Here is a 17,368-nt window from a genome sequence, read left to right as displayed (position 1 = left end):
TCTGACTAATAACTGCATTTGCAGTCCGTGTCGCTGGGTTTCCATGGGAATACCATCATCAGAAGGTAGTTCATCTTGGGTCGGTGGTAGCTTGATCCCTTGTGGGTTAGCTGCAATTACCAGGGTTTCTTCAGCCATTGGATTAGTTGGGGTGAACAACTGGTGCTACTTTCCTATCATAAACTATCATCAACTTCAACTCCTAGCGATCGCAGTTTTGCAGCCAAGCGTTCAGCCCGTTGCTTTTCCTGCTCAGCCCGTTGCTTTTCCTGTTCGGCTCGTTGCCTTTCTTGCTCCACTAACTCACTTCCCCAAAATAGCAAATTTCCCGACTTATCCCACCAGCGCAACCAATTAGTAGTAAATTCAGCTTTGGTTCCTTGCCAGATACCGATAAACAAATTAAGTTCTTTTATCCAGTAACGATTATTCTCATCTGGCAACTGCTGCTCATACTTTCCTGCCACTAAACAATAAACATCTAATTCTCCTGTTTTTGGCTGAAAAATTCCATAGACAGGTACTTGTAAGATTTGCTCGTAAAAATACCATTTTCCATAGGGATAGTGAGGGTTGATGGAATATTCACCTCCTTCGGTTTCCGAGATAAACTCTAGGACGATGGTAGGAATTTCTCCTTCAAGATGGGGAGTATAACTGCGCCGAATTGTTCCGCTAGGAATCGGTTTTACTGAGGGAATATAAACCCAGTCAGGCGCTTTGACAACTGTTTGAGTTTTAACGGTAGCACATAAGCCAAAATTAGAAGCAATTAGCATCGATTCCAGAATTAATCCTGCTAATTCTAGGGATTCGCGTAAAGCTGCTGCTAATAGGGGTTGCAAGTTGTTGTCCACAGGTTCGTCAGGTAGAATAAAATCATCTGGCAGTTTTTCCCAGGTGATTGGCGGTGGTTTTTTGAACAAATTAATTGTGGATGGTGTCATGTTTATCTCTTTGTCATTAAGAAAAGCCAAGAATACTTAAAAAAAGTCGGTTTTCTTTTAATCAACCTTGGCAGAAATTTTTTAGCGTCAAGACAACATATTCTAACATTTCCTCCGTTAATCCGGGATAAATGCCCAGCCAAAAAACACTACTCATGATTTTATCTGCATTGCTTAAATCCCCAATAACTCGATAATTTAACCCCTTGTAAAGAGGCTGTCGCAATAAATTTCCTCCAAATAATAGCCTTGTGCCAATGCGTTTTTCCTCCAAATGCTTAACCAAATCATTGCGGCTAAAAGGCGCATTTTCCTTGACAAAAATCGGAAACCCGAACCAACTCGGTTCAGAATCGGGACTGGCTTCAGGCAGAATTAAAACATCTTGAAGCTCCTGTAACTTTTGATGCAAAAAGTCGAAATTTTCCCGGCGCTTTTTGATAAATCCTGGCAATTTATCCAGTTGCGCTACCCCGACGGCGGCTTGCATATCCGTCATCTTTAGGTTATAACCCACATGAGAATAGGTGTACTTATGGTCATAGCCAAAGGGTAAATCTCCTAACTGCCAACCGAAGCGCTTATTACAGGTATTATCTACCCCCGGAGGACACCAACAATCTCTCCCCCAGTCACGGAATGACTCGACAATCTTTTTCAAGCGGGTATCACTGGTTAAAACCGCACCCCCTTCTCCCATAGTCATGTGATGGGCAGGATAAAAGCTAACCGTTGCTAAATGCCCAAAGGTGCCGGTTTTTTGCCCTTTATAGAGACTTCCCACCGCATCACAGTTATCCTCAACTACCCAGAGGTCATGTTTTTCGGCAAAAGCCATCACCGCTTCTAAATTAAACGGATTTCCCAAGGTATGAGCGATCATAATCGCTTTAGTCTTCTCTGACAAGGCCGATTCCAGTTGATCAATATCAAGGTCATAACCGGGTAATTTAACGTCTAAAAAGACGGGAATTAGCTGATTTTGAAAGATGGGATTAACGGTAGTCGGGAAACCGGCGGCGACGGTAATCACTTCATCCCCCGGTTTAAGTTGTTTTTCCCCTAGTTTAGGGGAAGTTAAGGCACTTAAGGCCACTAAATTCGCTGAAGAACCCGAGTTGACTAATAAACAATGTTTTACCCCCATCCACTGGGCAAAACGTTCCTCAAATTCCGCCGCATATCTGCCCGTCGTCAACCAGAAATCTAGGGAAGAATCCACTAATTTGACTAATTCTTGCTCATCAAATACCTTACCCGATGCCGGGATATAGGTTTGTCCCGCCACAAAAGCCCGGGGTTGAAATTTGTACTTGTAGTATTCTTGTACGGCTTGAAAGACCTGCTCTCGCAGCTCTGCTTCAGTATTGGTATTGGGGGGAGAAATAGATTGAGTCATGGTTAATTTTCTTTCAGGGGAGAAATTTGAACTTAATTATTACTTAATTTGCACTATTATCAGCCTTGAGTTCGCTAATCGATCAAACAACTTTGATAATATTCGATTTGTTGGCGAGTAAGGTCTTGCAATTGTGCTTTATCTTCAGAGTCCATTTGAGCCGCTTGATAATACCATGTCACGGTTTCCTTGAGGGTTTGCCGAAAATCCCAGACGGGTTGCCATTTTAGGGTATGGAAAGCCTTATCTGTAACTAGATTAAGCAATTTAGCCTCATGAACAGCCTTCGGATCACTTTGATCGAGCCAAGTTCCCGGCCAAAGTTGTAGGATAGACTCAACTAACTCTTTAACCGGACGATTAGAAGTCAGAGACGGACCGAAATTAAACGCCCCATATAACCCCCGGCTGTCTTGCTGCCAGTTAGCCGTCATCAACTGCTCATAAATCGACTCAGCTAACCGTAAATAGCCCCCTAAAGGCTCTAAAACGTGCTGCCAAGGGCGAGTCGCTAGAGGGTTCCGCACCGGAATCGCTTCCGACTTGATCAAAGCCCGCATAGCATCAGGTACAATCCGATCTAGGGACCAATCTCCGCCACCGATGACATTTCCGGCCCTGGCACTGGCAATACCGATGGGGGTTTGAGGGGTTTTAAAGAAGGAACTGCGCCAAGATGCGATCGCCAATTCTGCCCCAGCCTTACTAGAACTATAGGGATCATAACCCCCTAGCGGGTCATTTTCCCGATAACCATAGACCCATTCCCGATTCTCATAGCACTTATCGCTAGTAATAAACACGGCGGCACAGGGATGAGTCAGGCTTTTGAGGGCCTCTAAAACGTGAATAGTCCCCATGACATTTGTGTTCCATGTTGCCACCGACTCCAGATAAGAAAGTCGCACTAAGGGTTGTGCCGCTAAATGAAAGACTACATCTGGTTGCCACGAAGCGATTAAACGAGCCACTAACTCAGCCTCTCGAATATCCCCTAGATGGTGACTCAAATTTTTAGCTAAGTCTAATTGGTCAAATAAAGCGGGGGTGGTATTGGCAGCTAAACTGAGGCCTTTTACCGCTGCTCCCAGATGGAGTAACCAAAACGCCAGCCAAGACCCCTTAAAGCCAGTATGACCCGTGATAAAGACTTTTTTGCCAGTCCAAAATGTTTCCTTTACCATATTTTCCATCTAGCTTGTCCAGTGTCATCAAGGTGATTGAGCATTTCCATTTCTCGATAAGTATCCATGCACTGCCAAAACCCATCAGGCTCATCCCAGGGGGAGAGGGGAGCTATTATTGTTCACAAGTCAAATAGACTCGCTATACTGGGTTTTCAGTTAATTTCAACGGCTTTCTGCCAGTAATCGCCGAAAAGAATTTTTGAGAAGGCTTAAAGCCATCACCCTAAATCTTTGGGAGCTACTATACATGAACTTGACCGAGAATGTCAATTGGTTAATGGGCTTTGACAATTCATTGAGTTTTGCTATATATTAGCCTGTGGTTAAACTTTTAAGTAGTCGTGCAAAATTAATTTCCTAGTGAAGATAGGCAAGAGGCAAGAGGCAAGAGCGGGGTTAGATATGTGTAATTAATTTTGCTTAGGTACTTATACGGAAAATTTGCCAGATAATTTCTTATGGACTAAACTTTTTAGCCATTCAGGCATGGAGAGAATTGCCATGTATAATAAATTGGCAGCTAAGAGCCAATTGATCATTTCATCAACTAACCAAGGATATAAGAATGGACTTGCGTAAAAGGTTGCCACCATAGCGACTAAAGCCATACTGGAAGGTAAGCTCAATTGATTTTCTTGCTTAATCCAATCCAAAATTTGAGGAAGGGCAAAGATTAGAAAAGTTAATTTGTAATCATAAAGCATACCAATAACAAGAAAATTTCCTAAATGAATTGCTGCCGCAAGACGGAAGTAATCAATGTATCGACTTTTATCTAAAGATTTGTCCGAATCGGTTGAGACAAAATCCGAACTAAGCCATTCTTTAAAAATTTTAAATTTCGACAATAAAACTCTGGTTAAGATTGACATAGTAAATAAAATCATAATTATATACATCATATATATGATCGTATTTTTAATATCAGTTTCGCCGCTAGTAAGCTTTAATAGAATATATTTGACTGCACTAAAGAGGACTTTATAGCCAAAACTATACCAAATCCTGCCATCATGAATGCTTGAGATGGTTTTAATCTCCCCTATACTAGCGAGAAAATAAGTAATAAAAGCAGTGGTAAAAATAGCCGCCAAGAACAGAAATAGATTTCTTTTTTCTTTAAGAATTACCGCCAGACCGAAAATGGGAAATAGTTTAATAACTCCCCAAAAAAATATTAACAAATAGGCACACAACCTAAAAATTAATGCTCGGCTATTCTTAATTATTATCAGTCCGACACCAAGCCAAGAATAGATAACAATATCTACGTTGCCGCGTTCCACTAAAAGCATTACCGGTGGTGAGCATAAAATTAGGGCATAAACTACAGCTTCTTGATAATTTAATCTGCCAATGATGATTAAAGTTATCACATAAAAAATTAAAGCAAATAAAACTCCTAAAAATATAGTATTACGCTGCTCTAAACCCAGCCAAGTTAATGAAGACCAACTACTAGGATAAGATATTTGAGTGAAGCAGGAATTATTCGTTAGAGAAACTTCGCCTGTCAATCGATCACAATCAAAAGCACCTAATACGGCGGCAAGATCGATAAAAGGGTTTTCAGCCGCAGGAACCCCAAGTCTCCACCAAAACCTGTGATAGGGAACAAAAAAGTTAGCTAGATACAATAACCCAAAATATCCTAAGACTGCGGCAACTACCAAAAATCTGCCATCAATTTTTGATTGCTTTTTGAGCATCTGCTTAATCTGGATATGTATTGAATTTACTATGTCCACTTAGTGCCTCCTGTTATTAAAGGATTGACTATCTGTCAATGACTTGAGTTCGATATAGGACGCTCATTGCGCCGCTAAATGAAAGACTACATCTGGTTGCCACGAAGCGATTAAACGAGCCACTAACTCAGCTTCTCGAATATCCCCTAGATGGTGACTCAAATTTTTAGCTAAGTCTAATTGTTCAAATAAAGCGGGGGTGGTATTGGCAGCTAAACTGAGGCCTTTTACCGCTGCTCCCAGATGGAGTAACCAAAACGCCAGCCAAGACCCCTTAAAGCCAGTATGACCCGTTATAAAGACCTTTTTGCCAGTCCAAAATGCTTTCTTTACCATATTTTCCATCTAGCTTGTCCAGTGTCATAAAGGTGATTGAGCATTTCCATTTCTCGATAAGTATCCATGCACTGCCAAAACCCTTCATGCTTATAGACGGCGAGTTCTCCTAAGGCGGCTAGGGTTCTGAGGGGTTGTGCCTCAAAAGTCGTCGCATCTCCCTCAATTAAATCCAAAACCTTGCGATTTAAGACAAAATACCCCCCATTAATCCATCCTTCAGCCGTTTGGGGCTTTTCTTGGAATTGAGTGACTAAATTACCCTCAATGATTAACTCGCCAAAGCGAGAAGGAGGACGAACCGCCGTCAAGGTGGCTAATTTACCATGGCAGTAATGGAAATCCAACAGATCCGCAATATTCACATCACAAACCCCATCCCCATAGGTGGCCAAAAAGATCTCACTTCCGCTTTGATCTATATAAGAGGTGAGACGTTTAAGACGGCCTCCCGTCATGGTTTCCTGTCCCGTATCAACTAACCAAATACGCCAGTCCTCTTCATCATGTCCACTATCGAGTTTGGTCACTTTTTTATTGCCTAACTCTAAGAGGACATCACTTTGATTCCAATCATAGCTAAAGAAATAGTCCCGAATCATTTCCCCTTTATACCCTAGACAGAGCATAAAGTCAGTTAAGCCATAGTGGGCATAAGTTTTCATAATATGCCAAATAATTGGCCGATTTCCGACGGCAATCATCGGTTTAGGTCGAAATTCGGTTTCTTCCCGCAGTCGGGTTCCTTTGCCACCACACAAGATAGCCACGGGAATGTTAGACTTATAGTCCTTAACTGTTAAACTGACCGATTGTATTACCATTAGATTATATAGTGAAGGGTCTTGAGAGTGACATCATCTTATCGAGGCAGTTTAACACGGGATACCCGATTGTGTGCAGTATCTGTCTAAAAAAATTTTTGTTGAGCGGGTGTCTCTAGTTTATTGCTAAACAGGCTCTTAAATCTTCTAGCAGTTATCTTAATGGTGAGGTACGAGGTTTTCCTTTTGGGGAGTCGGTCGTCGGCCGGCGATGCCAAATTAGGTTATACTTCATCTTTATCGGCAACTAGGACTAGAAATTCGCACTACCATGCGAAGATAAACATTCGGGGATACGGCCACGAAGCTACCAGACAATTTTAGGATAAAAATACCGACAATTATGGGGAAATCAATCAATAAAGTCCGAGGAACGGCACTGATTTTAGGGATTCTAGCGATCGCCTTTGCCTTTTTCACGAGGATTGTCAGTATTTTTGAATACGTTACTTTCGATATCGGACCCGATCCCGATCAGATTACCATTGGTTATATTTGGATGGATATGTGGAAGGGAAACTTTCCTCAATTGGGACTTGCGGGGGGTGGGGGGAAATATGGATTCGCAATTCCCCCCCTCTATATTTATTTAGGGTTTCCCCTGACAATTTTCGGTACTGTTCCCGAATTTCAAGTCCTTACTAATGGCCTATTTTCTTTTCTATCGATTCCCCTCTTAATCTACTTTGTTTATCGACTTTTAGAAAATGTAGAACAAGATAAACGTCTTCTCCTGTCCAGTTTGGCAGGATTTTGGTATAGCACGATTTATGCGGACTATTTCATTAATAATTTTTCCTGGGGTCCTAGCCCAATACCCTTTTTCCTGCTCGTTTTTGCTTTACTCTATCGGTTCCAGATGGAGACGACTAAGCCGCTGTTCTATCAAGCTATAGCTTGGATATTCTTCGGAATTACCGTCGCTATATTGGTGAGTTTACACAGCACCACGATGTTAATTATCCCAGCGACTTCTGTTATCGCCTGTCTATGGTTTGTTTATCGAAATCGCAAGAATACTATTAAATGTCTTTTGCCTTTTCTATCGATTCTCTCTGCAAATCTCGCCTTGATTATGTATTGGCACAGTGAGATAGTTGGGAGATTTGCAAATACGAAAGGACTGCTGAGAGCGTTCACGGAGAAGGGGGCGAGCGGTGAACCATCGAGCAATCTGTTCACTCGTATATTTAAAGCGATTTGGGAAACGGTTTATCTGGGTAATCAAGTATTTTTTTGAATGACAAAATATCGATTTTCAATGTCGTAGTTTCGGTTATTTTTTTCGGCATTTCTCTATACATAGTCATCAAAAAATATCGAGGCAATAAAACACTGATCGGCTTTTTTGCGATTACTTGGGTAATTTTTATCTACGCTTCCTCTAATTATCCTGATGAGCATTTTTATTCCCATCGTAAAATCTTACTCTGGTTTGCTCCTATTCTTCTGGCGATCGCTAGTCTGGCCTATCTAAACTTGACTAAGACTTTCCACAGGATCCTCGCTCTAGTTCTAGCAATTATCATCGGCTATTCTATCGCAACTAATCTCTATTTCAATCAACGTTATCTTGCTAGTAAATACGGTTCCGAAAGACTCCTATCCGTGGCCGATACAGTGGAAATTATCAATCAGATTCCGGTTGGTTCAACCCTTTGCGATCCGGCTAAGAAAGGCAAAAGAAAAGAGCATGGTCAGTATGATTATATCGATACCTTTATGACCAAAAGAGAGCTAATAACTACCCAATTCCTGCCCATCGGGTAGTTATTACATACAGCCGAAATTTAAAATGGCTATGCAAATGAACGATTTATTTCCAATTTTTACCCTCGTCAAAACTCCCCCTCTCGATCGCCCGATGACTCCCCTTCTTGAAACCCCAGAAGCCTATCTCTATAAAATCGAGTAGAAATACCTCGACCATGATAGCGGAATTTGCTGGGGATATTCTTAGGAAGTTTTCGTTTTTGGGAGTCGGTTGTCGGTAGTCAGGAATAAGCTGTACTGCATTTAAACCAGTTATTGATTTTAGTACAAATGCTCACCACCCTCTGCCTGCTCCCATGGACTCTTAACAAGTGCTTTAGATAGTCAACAGCTTACTGCGGATGATTACCTCACCTTGGCGGCGTATTATTGACAATATTGAGCGCATAAAGGCGAAAACGCTCTAGATCAGCTTGCAGGGTTGATTCTACCACTCGACCGAGGAAAAGATTATCCATCAATTTTCCTAACCAACCGGGTATAGCATAGGCTGCTGTCAGTCGCACAATACTCCTACCATGACGATCATAAAAACGAATCGCCCCGCGGTTAGGCAACCCGTCCACGGATTCCCATTGAATAATCTGGTGGGGGACAATTTTCATTATCCGTGACAACCAAGTAAATTCTAGACCACCACTGGCTAACTTCCAACGGGAAAGCTCTGGCTCTTCCTCGATAATTTTCACCGATTCGATCCATTTCATCCAGTGGGGCATTTGTTCTAAATCTGACCAGAGTTCCCAAACCAGATCGATCGGCGCGTCCACTTCTACCTGTACACTATGTTCTAACCAAGTCATTCGTTAATTCTGGCGATGCTGAATATTTCTATGATAACGGCTATTAGTCTTTAGCTTTTCACTCAATGATAAAATAAAAACAATCTTCGAGGTTTAATTGTACTATGTTAATCAGAAAACTGCTCGAATGTGAGGAATTCATCGCCGGTGATCATACCCGATTGCGCGAGTTATTGCATCCCGATAAACAGCCGTTAAATCTACGTTATAGTTTAGCCCACGCGCAGGTAGATGTGGGGGAAACTTCTACTCCCCACGCTTTAAAAACTGCGGAAGTTTATTATATTCTGCAAGGACAAGGGGAAATGCACATCGATGAGGAAGTGCAATTAGTGACTGTCGGTGCTGCAATTTATATACCTCCTCTAGCTAAACAATATATTCATAATTGTGGAGAGGAACCCTTAGTTTTCTTGTGCATTGTCGATCCTGCTTGGCGACTGGAAGACGAAATTATCTTTGAGTAAAAATAATGAATATTGGCATTATTGGACTGGGTTTAATTGGTGGTTCCTTGGGGTTAGATTTCCGCTCACAAGGTTATAAGGTTTTGGGAGTTTCCCGTCAACAATCCACCTGTGATATCGCTGTAAAAAAAGGAGTGGTAGATGAATCTAGCACCAGTTTAGAATTATTGGCTACTGCCGATTTAATCTTTATCTGTACTCCCATACATTTAATTGTGCCAACTTTGGAAAAATTAACTCCCTATTTAAAAAAACAGGCAATTGTCACCGATGTGGGATCGGTTAAAGGGGCAATTGTGGACAATTGTAGTCAATTATGGCCGAATTTTGTCGGTAGTCATCCCATGGCTGGGAAAACCGAACAGGGAATTAATGCGGCACAATTGGGTTTATTTGTCGATGCCCCATATCTGATTACTCCCCTTGAATCTACTCCTAAATGTGCCGTGAAAATCTTAACTGAAATAGTAGAAAAATTAGGCTGTCAAATTTATTATTCCTCCCCCGAAGAACACGATCGAGCCGTGGCATGGATTTCCCATCTGCCGGTAATGATTAGTACCAGTTTAGTCCAAGCTTGTGGGAAAGAACAAGACCTGAATATTCGCAAATTAGCGGAAAATTTAGCTAGTTCTGGTTTTCGCGATACCAGTCGCGTCGGTGCTGGCAATCCCGAATTAGGTTTAATGATGGCTAAATACAATCGTCAAGCTTTATTGATATCCTTGAAAAATTATCGGCAAAATCTTGATCAAATTATTGACTATATTACAAGAGAACAATGGCAGGAACTAGAGGAAATTCTCGTTTCTAGTCATCAATATCGAGCCAATTTTCTTCAATCAAAATAACATTTTTCCCAGCAATTATAACCCAGTGCTGTGTTATAGATTTATCCTCAGTAAACCAAGGCAATAATATGAACACCTTTTTTGACTTTGAATCCGAATTTGTTGACTCCTTACGTTGCATACCGATGGCCGTGAGAATGAAACTAGATACCTGTGGAGTTAAATTAAAATTATCCCATTGGATGCAGTTAACTCAACCAGAAAGAATGGTATTAGTTAATATGGCTTGTACAACGGCAGCAGAAGCCAAAATATATCGAGATTTTCTGCAAAAATTAATCACTGAAAAAACTGGCAATCCCCCGGCAGAACTAGCAATAGATACCCATCCCGCTTGGCTAGATGATAGCCAGATTCCTGATACAGTCCTAGAAAAAGCTAGAGAATTCCAGATCGAAATTAGTTTAGAACAATGGCAAAAATTGCAACCATCCCAACGGTTTGCCCTGATTAAACTCAGTCGTCCCAGTCACGAAAATCTCAACTTCTATCCGGCCCTGAAAGAGTTCCATATAGTCGATGCCTAACTCAAGGACTTATGCCAGATTAATTAAGTTTGTTTCTACCTTACTTTCATGACAAGCAAAAAGGCGATCAAGGCGAGAAATTAGTATTTTATACCAGATCGATCTCGAATTAAAACGGGGGGAAATAGCGGATGATAGCTGGTTTAATTAGTCCCAGCAAAGGTGAGATTTTCTGCTAGGGCAAACCTTAACGGGACTTAATAAATAAATTGCAGGAACTCGCTGCTCTGGAACTTGGTCAATTCTCTTAATAAAAATGATAATTAATGAGCATATGCTTGGAAAATAATTATACAGTTTCCATCCAATCAAAAACTTGATTCAATTGCGACAAATCGATTAAACCGTACTGCCATAAAACCATCGGCAAAGAACCCACCGATGCTTCACAGAGACGCACAGCCATATCGAAGGAACGGGGGGAAATAGCTAATTTTTCCAAGAGGAAAGTGCGGAGTTGTTTTTGTTGATGAGCTTCCATGATGTAAGGATCATTGGTAATAATAATCTGATTATTGAATAACTTATCCTCTATTAAAAAGAGATGCTTCCCTCACGGGGATCACCCAATTGGGTGATTTTGTCCAACAATCGGAATAATTTCAGAATTTATTCATAGTATCTCCTACTATCCCGCAATTGCTAGTGGGGATATCAACACTTTCTTTAGTCAGAAAAACGAGAAAGGGGAACTTTTGGGATAAGCTATTGATAACCTAGTTTTTGCTCGAGTAGGAGAGAATTGCCCTCAATGAGTCATGTTCCTAAGGTTTCCGTGATTATTCCTTGCTATAATCAAGGTCGCTATCTTGATCATGCGATCGCATCCGTTTTGGTACAAACATACCAAGGCTTTGAAATCCTCGTCATTGATGATGGCTCCACAGAACCAGAAACCATCGAGATTTTACAAGATTATCAACAGCCAAAAACTAGGATCATCCGCACAGAAAATCAAGGGGTTGCCACAGCGAGAAATCTAGGAATTGCCCAAGCGCAAGGAACCTATATTCTTCCCCTTGATGCTGATGATAAAATTGCCGATTCCTATCTAGAAAAAGCGGTTGCTTTGCTAGAAAGTAATGAGCAATTAGGTATAGTTTATTGCGAAGCGGAATATTTTGGCGATAGACAAGGAATTTGGCCGCTGCCTGAGTATAAATTTCCCGATATATTAGTAGATAATATGATATTTTGCTCCGGTTTGTTTCGGAAATCCGACTGGGAAACTGTGGGCGGCTATAATAGCAATTTAATTTATGGTTGGGAAGATCACGATTTTTGGTTATCTCTGATCGAATTAGGTCGAGAAGTCTATCGTATCCCAGAATTGTTATTTTTCTATCGACAAAAAGCTGATTCTATGAGTCGCTCAATGACCGCAGAACACTATATCTATTCCTACACCCAACTTTTTTATAATCATCCCCAACTTTACTCCCAAAATATCCAAGCCATTTTTACTGCTTTAGTCACCTTAAAAGTCGATATATTCGCTCAGTTAGAACAGGCTAGAGAACGAATTAAACAATTAGAAATTCATGAACAAGAATTGCAACAAGAATTGCAAAAAACCCAATTGGATTATCGAGAAAGAGACGAGGAATTACAAAAAGCTGACAGTAAAATAGCCGCCATGGAAAAAAGTAAATTCTGGCAAATGAGAAGAGCTTGGATTAAAATGCAAAAATTGCTAGGTTTGCTGGAAAAAGACCCAATTTATTCCTAAGGGAACTTCAACGCTAAACAAAGATCGAATCGATTATAATCATTACAGAGTAAGCACTTGACGATTTGACTTCTGGATCACGGTGCCAAGATTTAGATCGTCGATAATTCCTCGCAGGTTGGCGATTCCTCCCTGTTTCATGGTTTCTTCTAGTTCTTTACTTTCGGTTTCCCAGTATTGAGTCTATTTTAGTCGGTCTTTGGGGTTGTAGATTTTGGCATCGGTGAGGACAATGGGGAAGATACGATCATAGAAATCTCCATTTTGTGCGATCTCGATTAACTCGAACATACAGTTACAGGAAAATGGATAATACAATAGGAAAATCTTGGCCAAAGTAGCCAGAAAAATTGATAAGTAGGGAGGCACAATTATTTGTAGGATGGGTTAGCGGTAGCGTAACATAATCGGGCGTTGGGTTTCATGCTTCAACCCAACCTACGTTCATCTTATATTTAATTCCACCCACCTACTTAATATCAAGGGGAGAACTGAAAAAAGCAATTTAGCCGCCGCTACAGCAATTCTGGTGGGGTTAGTATTAAATAGGGAAATCACCAGAAACTTATTAAGGGAAGAAATTATGGGCGAATCAGTCATTGATCAGGACATCCAAAAAAAAGGAAGACAATAAGAAGCGGTTGCTTTGATTCTACAACTACTTAACCGTCGTTTAGGTGAAATATCCTCAACTTTAAGCCAACAAATCCAAGAACTATCCCTAGAACAATTAGAAACTTTAGGAGAAGCGCTGCTCGATTTTACCAGCTTGACAGTTCTGACCACTTGGTTATTGAACACAGAAACTTAAATCCCTAGAAGATGTCTGCTCGTCCTGCGTTAAATTTTTAAATACTGGCTTTTTTTGTATTGATTTAACCATGGCTACCAGCGATATCTCCAATTCTACTCACTCATCCCCAAAACCCCTGCCAAAACTGGGACTTTTCACCATGTTTCGCTTAGGACTCTTTCAGATGGGACTAGGTATTATGTCCCTGCTGACTTTGGGGGTTCTCAATCGGATTATGATCGATGAGTTAAAAGTTTTACCCTTTCTCGCCGCAGCTGCGATCGCTATGCACCAGTTTGTTAGTCCAGCACGCATCTGGTTTGGACAAAGATCCGACGGTAAAACTATTTTTGGTCATCATCGCAGCGGTTATGTCTGGATTGGAGCGGCAGTTTTTACCGCTTTAGCTTTTATTGCTTTGCAGGTAGTTTGGCAATTGGGACTTAGTATTCAAACTTCGGGATGGAATACCATTTCCTACGCCTGGATTGCCCTCTTAGCCTTAATTTTCGCCCTCTACGGACTCGCTTTAAGTGCCAGTTCCACCCCTTTTGCTGCCCTCTTAGTGGATGTGTCCGATGAAGATAATCGATCGCAATTAGTTGGTATAGTTTGGTCAATGTTGATGGTGGGAATCGTCGTCGGGGCGATCGTTAGTTCTCGTCTGCTGGATACTCCCAATATCTGCGGTACAAATATTTTGACCTATGATCCGACTCAATCAGCCCCTATAGCCAATATTCCGCAGCTACAGGCGAATATTAACCCCGTGTTCGCGATTATGCCCGCTATCGTTTTCGTTCTCTGTATTTTAGCGACTTTTGGCGTAGAAAAAAAATATTCTCGTTTTAGTAGTCGGTCCACTCTTGTGCAAAGAGAGGATCAAATTACCTTCAAGGATGCGTTACAGGTTCTCACCGCTAGTCGGCAAACCGGTTTATTTTTCACTTTTCTGCTGATGATGACTTTGAGTTTATTTATGCAGGATGCAATTATGGAACCTTTTGGGGGCGAGGTTTTTGGGATGTGTATCGCCCAAACCACCCAATTAAACGCTTTTTGGGGAACCGGAACCCTTTTTGGTATCGCTGCCACGGGATTTATGCTCATTCCCCGCGTCGGTAAACAAAAAACCACTAAATATGGCTGTATTTTTGCAACAATTTGTTTTATTCTGTTGATTTTTGCTGGATTTTCTGCTAACCAAAGTTTATTAAAATCAAGCTTGCTCTTTTTCGGTTTAGCTTCGGGAATGATTACTGCTGGGGCTACCAGTTTAATGTTAGATTTAACCGCTGCCGAAACTGCGGGAACTTTTATCGGCGCTTGGGGATTATCACAAGCGATCGCCCGGGGATTAGCCACGGTTTTAGGCGGTACGATTTTAAATATCGGTAAAGTTATCTTTTCTAGTCCAGTTTTAGCCTATAGCTTAGTTTTCCTCCTGCAAGCATTGGGAATGATCCTAGCAGTTTGGTTATTAAGTCGCGTCGATGTCAAGGAATTTAAGGAAAATGCCCGAGCAGCGATCGCAACGGTAATAAAAGGGGAGATTGACTAGCAAAAGCAAGAAAAAGTGAGATAACAGGAGAATTAGCCCGAACGGGGGAAGTTGCTCAGCAGCTTTTTTCCTATCCTAAAAGTAGAGAAGAAAACGAAAGAGGAGGCTAAAACGATGAAAAGGACTTTAATGATTGCCCTAGGTTCCCTAGCTTCCTTACTGCTGATTAACCCCGTCGGTGCGGAAAATCCCCGACAGGTACAACAATTATTGAATACGCGGGAATGTCCGGGCTGTGATCTCCGCGGTGCAGATTTAAGAGGGGCGCATCTAATCGGCGCAGATTTGAGAAAAGCGAATTTACAAGGAGCTAATCTGGAGGAAGCTAACTTAGAGGGCGCAGATTTGACTGGTGCCAACCTAGAAGGCGCAAATTTGACCGCAGTTTTTCTGACTAATGCCAGTTTGAATCAAGCTGATCTCGATGGAGTTAATTTCACCAGCGCCGTGATTTATGATGCTGATGTGACGGGTGCATCGATGGAGAGAATTAACTTGACAAATGCTCAGATTTATGGTACAGGCATCGCTGTTGGTGGTGGCAATCCCTAGATAGGGTTGGCTGAATGAATCTAAAAACCTTGTGGGGTGAGACTTTTAGACTTTTTTTATTAACGATCGCTTTTGATAATTTCCCCGATTGACTCTCATCGGGATTATGGGACATCCGGCGCGAGAATCAACAATTGTCCCTCCTTATCCTCGCGAATGGCTAGAATCGCCGGACGTTCATTTTCTGCCGACTGGGGGGATAACCCGCGAAAAACATAAGTCCAATTGTTATTTTGGATTAATAACCGCCAGACTCGCGGGGGATTAACTTTACTATCATTCGTTTCTTTTCCCCGCAGCTCTTCGAGTAATTTAGTCTCACCAATAATTCGATAACCTTTGAGAGAAGGATCGGTAAAAACATCCTCTGGATTCCGACCGATCGCTATCTGTTTTTCTGGTAAAACTAGAGTGATAACTGGTAAGGTAGAAGTATCATTAACTGCATCGCGACGGGCATCGATCGATCCCTGAATTCGAGCTAACCAAAAAAGGATAATTAATAGCCAAATAACAGCGATCAAATCTTTTCGGAGAGATTCGGGAATTCCCCGGACTAATAAACTTAGGAACTGAAATTTTTGATGAAATTTCCGTTGAGATTGACTGACAATTGAATAGGATGGCAGGGGAGACAAAATCCAGAGGGTAAATTGAATCGCAAAGGCAACGGCAACCAGCGCCAGAAACGTTCGCAGCAACGCCCCGAAATCGCCACAGAAGACCTGTATCGGCACAAAAAGGAAGGAACGAACGCAAGGGCAAGTCCAGACGGTTAATCTCAAGGCTAAACCAGCCGAAATAGGCCCACCGATAGATCCATCCCGTAAAATAGAGAAAAATCCCCAGCAAACCGAGAAGACTGGCGAAGGTTCCTAGTATCTGTGTTCCGGGAGGGGGAGAATTCGGAGCGCTCACGGTAAAATGTCCCTGATTGGCGTTTTCGATTGCTATTCTACTCGATCGATCGGGTTCCATCGCCAGTTATTTGTATTTTATCAAGGAGAATAACCATGTCCATCGACGATCCCCGACAAGTTCGTTTGTTAATTGAGAAAATGGAAGCGAGTTTACCAATCCCTGTGCGTGCAACTCCCGAAACGTTAAAACTAGCCGAAACAAAAGGCGAGCGATACAAACCCGATCACCAGTTTTCGATCAATAAAATTTTCTACACGGGAGACGAGGGGGGAATTATTTGTTCCCTAAAAAACGAATCGGGAAAACAAACGAGTCTTGTCTGTTCTTTAACCCATCTACGCATCGACAACTCTCATCCGTTAGCGGCGGATATTCAATCCTACCAGAAAAAGCGATCGATGCGGATCGCACTACAGGATGGCAAAACCGGAAAAGCCCTCCGTATTGCCAAACAAAACCGCCCGAACAAAGGTTTCGGAAAGTAAAAATATATTGACAAAAACCGCAGGTTGGGTTACGAGTAGCGCTAACCCACCGAATCGAATTATCTTCGGGGAATAGGAATTTGATTAGTTCGTTGCTACCAGATCGTATTAACCGTTGATAATTGAATTTTTCGATCTCGGCTAATTAAGGGAACGTTTAAATATAGGGCGGTTGCCGCAATAATTCGATGTGAAGATACCAGATAACTACATGAGTATCTAAGTAGCTGGTTATAATTAAATTTAAAATAGATTTTAGGTTCGATCCCCCCTTAGTCCCCCCTTATCAAGGGGGGTGCCGATCCCCCCTGCCCCCCTTGATAAGGTAGGGCTGTTTCATTCTCCCATCAGAATATCAAAAGTAAAAGCGATCACTATCAGGTAAAATGAGAAGTGACCGCCAACTTTTGAAAGATATGTTGAGCTTAATAGAAAAACTAAAACAAGTCAAGGACTTTCGGAAAG

Annotated in this window: 20 protein-coding genes and 1 pseudogene; 10 read left to right on the top strand and 11 right to left on the bottom strand. The window is 41.7% G+C overall.

The window, feature by feature from the left end:
• From O9324_RS23440 to rfbF, 7 genes and pseudogenes are all read right to left on the bottom strand, one after another.
• Window positions 1–138 (bottom strand): annotated as a pseudogene (locus O9324_RS23440) (Uma2 family endonuclease); the annotation flags it as partial.
• A gap of 38 nt (window positions 139–176) precedes the next feature.
• Window positions 177–947, bottom strand: coding sequence for a Uma2 family endonuclease (locus O9324_RS23435; protein ID WP_288141455.1), 771 nt, complete (start codon window positions 945–947; stop codon window positions 177–179).
• 61 nt (window positions 948–1,008) lie between these two features.
• Entirely contained in the window at window positions 1,009–2,346 is a 1,338-nt protein-coding gene (gene rfbH, locus O9324_RS23430; protein WP_288141454.1) for a lipopolysaccharide biosynthesis protein RfbH, read from the bottom strand.
• A 74-nt stretch (window positions 2,347–2,420) separates the two neighbouring features.
• Window positions 2,421–3,539 (bottom strand): CDP-glucose 4,6-dehydratase, encoded by a 1,119-nt coding sequence (rfbG, locus tag O9324_RS23425; protein WP_353851740.1) that lies wholly within the window; start codon window positions 3,537–3,539, stop codon window positions 2,421–2,423.
• A 422-nt stretch (window positions 3,540–3,961) separates the two neighbouring features.
• Window positions 3,962–5,242, bottom strand: a complete 1,281-nt coding sequence (locus O9324_RS23420) for a hypothetical protein (protein WP_288141452.1) — start codon at window positions 5,240–5,242, stop codon at window positions 3,962–3,964.
• Window positions 5,243–5,344: 102 nt separating this feature from the next.
• Window positions 5,345–5,617 carry a GDP-mannose 4,6-dehydratase gene (locus O9324_RS23415; RefSeq protein ID WP_223211869.1) on the bottom strand — a complete coding sequence of 91 codons (273 nt, stop codon included), beginning with the start codon at window positions 5,615–5,617 and terminating at the stop codon, window positions 5,345–5,347.
• Window positions 5,611–6,441 carry a glucose-1-phosphate cytidylyltransferase gene (gene rfbF / locus O9324_RS23410; protein ID WP_288141451.1) on the bottom strand — a complete coding sequence of 277 codons (831 nt, stop codon included), beginning with the start codon at window positions 6,439–6,441 and terminating at the stop codon, window positions 5,611–5,613. The genes O9324_RS23415 and rfbF overlap by 7 nt, the downstream gene beginning before the upstream one ends.
• Before the next feature lie 343 nt (window positions 6,442–6,784).
• Between rfbF and O9324_RS23405 the strand changes: the two genes are divergently transcribed.
• Together O9324_RS23405 and O9324_RS23400 are read left to right on the top strand one after the other, a co-directional pair.
• A complete protein-coding gene (locus tag O9324_RS23405) occupies window positions 6,785–7,681 on the top strand; it encodes a hypothetical protein (RefSeq protein WP_288141450.1) in 897 nt (298 codons plus the stop codon).
• Window positions 7,678–8,211, top strand: coding sequence for a hypothetical protein (locus O9324_RS23400; protein WP_288141449.1), 534 nt, complete (start codon window positions 7,678–7,680; stop codon window positions 8,209–8,211). Before O9324_RS23405 ends, O9324_RS23400 begins: the two co-directional genes overlap by 4 nt.
• Window positions 8,212–8,564: 353 nt before the next feature.
• Here O9324_RS23400 and O9324_RS23395 read toward each other — a convergent pair whose 3' ends face one another.
• Window positions 8,565–9,017, bottom strand: coding sequence for an SRPBCC family protein (locus O9324_RS23395; RefSeq protein ID WP_002771258.1), 453 nt, complete (start codon window positions 9,015–9,017; stop codon window positions 8,565–8,567).
• Window positions 9,018–9,121: 104 nt separating this feature from the next.
• Here O9324_RS23395 and O9324_RS23390 point away from each other — a divergent pair, with 104 nt between their 5' ends.
• The 3 genes from O9324_RS23390 (at window position 9,122) to O9324_RS23380 (ending at window position 10,862) form a co-directional block, all read left to right on the top strand.
• Window positions 9,122–9,484, top strand: coding sequence for a cupin domain-containing protein (locus O9324_RS23390; RefSeq protein ID WP_002788376.1), 363 nt, complete (start codon window positions 9,122–9,124; stop codon window positions 9,482–9,484).
• A gap of 5 nt (window positions 9,485–9,489) precedes the next feature.
• Entirely contained in the window at window positions 9,490–10,335 is an 846-nt protein-coding gene (locus tag O9324_RS23385; protein WP_287630481.1) for a prephenate/arogenate dehydrogenase, read from the top strand.
• Window positions 10,336–10,403: 68 nt separating this feature from the next.
• Window positions 10,404–10,862 carry a nitrate reductase associated protein gene (locus O9324_RS23380; RefSeq protein ID WP_288141448.1) on the top strand — a complete coding sequence of 153 codons (459 nt, stop codon included), beginning with the start codon at window positions 10,404–10,406 and terminating at the stop codon, window positions 10,860–10,862.
• Window positions 10,863–11,151: 289 nt separating this feature from the next.
• Here the strand turns inward: O9324_RS23380 and O9324_RS23375 are convergent, their stop codons facing one another.
• Window positions 11,152–11,343 carry a DUF2949 domain-containing protein gene (locus O9324_RS23375; protein WP_002758191.1) on the bottom strand — a complete coding sequence of 64 codons (192 nt, stop codon included), beginning with the start codon at window positions 11,341–11,343 and terminating at the stop codon, window positions 11,152–11,154.
• Between the two features lie 270 nt (window positions 11,344–11,613).
• Here O9324_RS23375 and O9324_RS23370 point away from each other — a divergent pair, with 270 nt between their 5' ends.
• A complete protein-coding gene (locus O9324_RS23370) occupies window positions 11,614–12,591 on the top strand; it encodes a glycosyltransferase (protein ID WP_193960186.1) in 978 nt (325 codons plus the stop codon).
• Between the two features lie 183 nt (window positions 12,592–12,774).
• On the opposite strand, the gene O9324_RS23365 is transcribed toward O9324_RS23370, so the two are convergent.
• Entirely contained in the window at window positions 12,775–12,960 is a 186-nt protein-coding gene (locus O9324_RS23365) for a hypothetical protein (protein ID WP_287630483.1), read from the bottom strand.
• Window positions 12,961–13,237: 277 nt separating this feature from the next.
• Between O9324_RS23365 and O9324_RS27600 the strand changes: the two genes are divergently transcribed.
• From O9324_RS27600 to O9324_RS23350, 3 genes are all read left to right on the top strand, one after another.
• Entirely contained in the window at window positions 13,238–13,402 is a 165-nt protein-coding gene (locus O9324_RS27600) for a DUF4351 domain-containing protein (RefSeq protein WP_425589520.1), read from the top strand.
• Between the two features lie 70 nt (window positions 13,403–13,472).
• Window positions 13,473–14,945 carry a BCD family MFS transporter gene (locus tag O9324_RS23355; protein ID WP_287630484.1) on the top strand — a complete coding sequence of 491 codons (1,473 nt, stop codon included), beginning with the start codon at window positions 13,473–13,475 and terminating at the stop codon, window positions 14,943–14,945.
• A 114-nt stretch (window positions 14,946–15,059) separates the two neighbouring features.
• On the top strand, window positions 15,060–15,497 hold the full coding sequence (locus O9324_RS23350) for a pentapeptide repeat-containing protein (protein ID WP_002771275.1): 438 nt from the start codon (window positions 15,060–15,062) through the stop codon (window positions 15,495–15,497).
• Between the two features lie 104 nt (window positions 15,498–15,601).
• Here O9324_RS23350 and O9324_RS23345 read toward each other — a convergent pair whose 3' ends face one another.
• On the bottom strand, window positions 15,602–16,282 hold the full coding sequence (locus O9324_RS23345; RefSeq protein WP_288141447.1) for a hypothetical protein: 681 nt from the start codon (window positions 16,280–16,282) through the stop codon (window positions 15,602–15,604).
• Between the two features lie 228 nt (window positions 16,283–16,510).
• On the opposite strand from O9324_RS23345, the gene O9324_RS23340 reads away from it, so the two are divergent.
• Complete coding sequence (locus tag O9324_RS23340; protein WP_288141446.1) at window positions 16,511–16,903, top strand: hypothetical protein; 393 nt, start codon at window positions 16,511–16,513, stop codon at window positions 16,901–16,903.
• The last annotated feature ends 465 nt before the right edge of the window (window positions 16,904–17,368 follow it).

This window comes from Microcystis sp. LE19-84.1B (assembly GCF_027531875.1).
GTDB classification, from domain to species: domain Bacteria; phylum Cyanobacteriota; class Cyanobacteriia; order Cyanobacteriales; family Microcystaceae; genus Microcystis; species Microcystis panniformis.
This window is presented reverse-complemented; position numbering and strand designations above follow the sequence as displayed.

Coding starts and splice junctions, on each gene's coding strand:
- O9324_RS23435 (WP_288141455.1), bottom strand. CDS start 947: ATGACACCATCCACAATTAATTTGTTCAAAAAACCACCGCCAATCACC.
- rfbH (WP_288141454.1), bottom strand. CDS start 2,346: ATGACTCAATCTATTTCTCCCCCCAATACCAATACTGAAGCAGAGCTG.
- rfbG (WP_353851740.1), bottom strand. CDS start 3,539: ATGGAAAATATGGTAAAGGAAACATTTTGGACTGGCAAAAAAGTCTTT.
- O9324_RS23420 (WP_288141452.1), bottom strand. CDS start 5,242: ATGCTCAAAAAGCAATCAAAAATTGATGGCAGATTTTTGGTAGTTGCC.
- O9324_RS23415 (WP_223211869.1), bottom strand. CDS start 5,617: ATGGTAAAGAAAGCATTTTGGACTGGCAAAAAGGTCTTTATAACGGGT.
- rfbF (WP_288141451.1), bottom strand. CDS start 6,441: ATGGTAATACAATCGGTCAGTTTAACAGTTAAGGACTATAAGTCTAAC.
- O9324_RS23405 (WP_288141450.1), top strand. CDS start 6,785: ATGGGGAAATCAATCAATAAAGTCCGAGGAACGGCACTGATTTTAGGG.
- O9324_RS23395 (WP_002771258.1), bottom strand. CDS start 9,017: ATGACTTGGTTAGAACATAGTGTACAGGTAGAAGTGGACGCGCCGATC.
- O9324_RS23390 (WP_002788376.1), top strand. CDS start 9,122: ATGTTAATCAGAAAACTGCTCGAATGTGAGGAATTCATCGCCGGTGAT.
- O9324_RS23385 (WP_287630481.1), top strand. CDS start 9,490: ATGAATATTGGCATTATTGGACTGGGTTTAATTGGTGGTTCCTTGGGG.
- O9324_RS23380 (WP_288141448.1), top strand. CDS start 10,404: ATGAACACCTTTTTTGACTTTGAATCCGAATTTGTTGACTCCTTACGT.
- O9324_RS23375 (WP_002758191.1), bottom strand. CDS start 11,343: ATGGAAGCTCATCAACAAAAACAACTCCGCACTTTCCTCTTGGAAAAA.
- O9324_RS23370 (WP_193960186.1), top strand. CDS start 11,614: ATGAGTCATGTTCCTAAGGTTTCCGTGATTATTCCTTGCTATAATCAA.
- O9324_RS23355 (WP_287630484.1), top strand. CDS start 13,473: ATGGCTACCAGCGATATCTCCAATTCTACTCACTCATCCCCAAAACCC.
- O9324_RS23350 (WP_002771275.1), top strand. CDS start 15,060: ATGAAAAGGACTTTAATGATTGCCCTAGGTTCCCTAGCTTCCTTACTG.
- O9324_RS23340 (WP_288141446.1), top strand. CDS start 16,511: ATGTCCATCGACGATCCCCGACAAGTTCGTTTGTTAATTGAGAAAATG.